Source organism: Paraburkholderia phymatum (genome assembly GCF_038900715.1).
GTDB lineage: Bacteria > Pseudomonadota > Gammaproteobacteria > Burkholderiales > Burkholderiaceae > Paraburkholderia > Paraburkholderia phymatum_A.
In genome coordinates this window covers 1-1068 of sequence record NZ_JAYMRZ010000082.1, presented here as the reverse complement: position 1 = coordinate 1068, position 1068 = coordinate 1, and the positions used below count along the sequence as shown (strand labels likewise).

Annotated in this window: 3 protein-coding genes; all 3 read right to left on the bottom strand. The window is 60.2% G+C overall.

Going from position 1 to position 1068, the window contains the following annotated elements; all coding sequences use genetic code 11:
• Positions 1-313: nitrogen fixation protein NifZ (locus tag VSR68_RS42500; RefSeq protein ID WP_342945375.1), on the bottom strand; the 313-nt coding region annotated here is incomplete at its 3' end.
• 33 nt (positions 314-346) lie between these two features.
• Positions 347-745 carry an iron-sulfur cluster assembly accessory protein gene (locus VSR68_RS42495; RefSeq protein ID WP_342937515.1) on the bottom strand — a complete coding sequence of 133 codons (399 nt, stop codon included), beginning with the start codon at positions 743-745 and terminating at the stop codon, positions 347-349.
• 64 nt (positions 746-809) lie between these two features.
• Entirely contained in the window at positions 810-1004 is a 195-nt protein-coding gene (locus VSR68_RS42490) for a 4Fe-4S binding protein (RefSeq protein WP_342945374.1), read from the bottom strand.
• Positions 1005-1068 lie beyond the last annotated feature (64 nt).

Sequence of the window (1068 nt, the reverse complement as noted above, 5' to 3'; positions counted from 1 at the left end):
CCTTGGCCCGCTCGCCCAGACAGGCGAGCACGTCTTCGGGAAGATGGTCGAGCGTGCACAGTTCCTTCGCCCGCATGCCGACCTTGCGGTCTGTTTCAACGAAATGAACCGCGTAGATGTAAAACCGCTGCAGGAACATGTCGATCCGGGTGACGTAGCCTGCGTCGCCCTTGTTCACGAGAAGCTCGCCCATATTCTTGCCGGTGTAAGTGCCATCGTTGCGAATTACCGAGCGCGCGATCACACGCTCGCCAATGCTGAATGATGGCGCACACGCGACCTCGATGGCGTCCTCGTTTTGGAAGTCACTCATCATTTGCTCCTGCGAAAGGCCAGGGTGTGCGCTTCACGATGCTGGTGGCGGCAACAAGGGACGCCCGTGTCCGATCGCACCCACGTCAACGCGCCTGACACCGGGTTCGCCTTCGCTGGCGGCAACACCAGGTCCCGGATTGTCCTTCATGAACGCGAAACCCGACCGGTCAGGTGTGTCGACGAAGTCGATCGTCACACCGTCCAGCAGCAGACGGCTTTCTGCGGGCAGGAAAAGACGCAGACCATTGATCTCCATCGCCTCGTCGCCTGGCTGCGCCCCGGTTACGGCACTGGATCCGGCATCGTATCCAGAGCAGCCGCCAGAGTTCACAAGCAGACGAAATCCCGCACCAGATGGCAAGCCGGAAAAGCGCACAACACGGCGCATGAACTTTTCGGCAGCGGGTGTAACGGTAAGGTTGGGCAGCATGGTTTCGATTCCGTCAAAGTGAGCAGTCGTTAGACGCAGGTGGCGCGATGCGCGGGGAAACGGGCTAGGCCGGAACGATGCATCCGTCCACGGGGCACACCGCCACGCATTGCGGAGTATCGAACTGTCCGTCGCACTCCATGCATTTCTTCGGATCGATTGCGAAGACACCGCTTTTCTCACAGATGGCGACATTGGGGCACTGCGGCTCGCAGGCCGAGCAGCCGGTGCACGTCGACGCAATGATCTTCAGGGCCATGCGACACTCCTTGCAATGATGATCGGTGTACGCCCGGTGAGACAGGCATGACTATCCTGCCTGC

Bases quoted from the DNA above. Each gene is read 5' to 3' on its own strand.
- VSR68_RS42495 (WP_342937515.1), bottom strand. From the start codon at position 745: ATGCTGCCCAACCTTACCGTTACACCCGCTGCCGAAAAGTTCATGCGC.
- VSR68_RS42490 (WP_342945374.1), bottom strand. From the start codon at position 1,004: ATGGCCCTGAAGATCATTGCGTCGACGTGCACCGGCTGCTCGGCCTGC.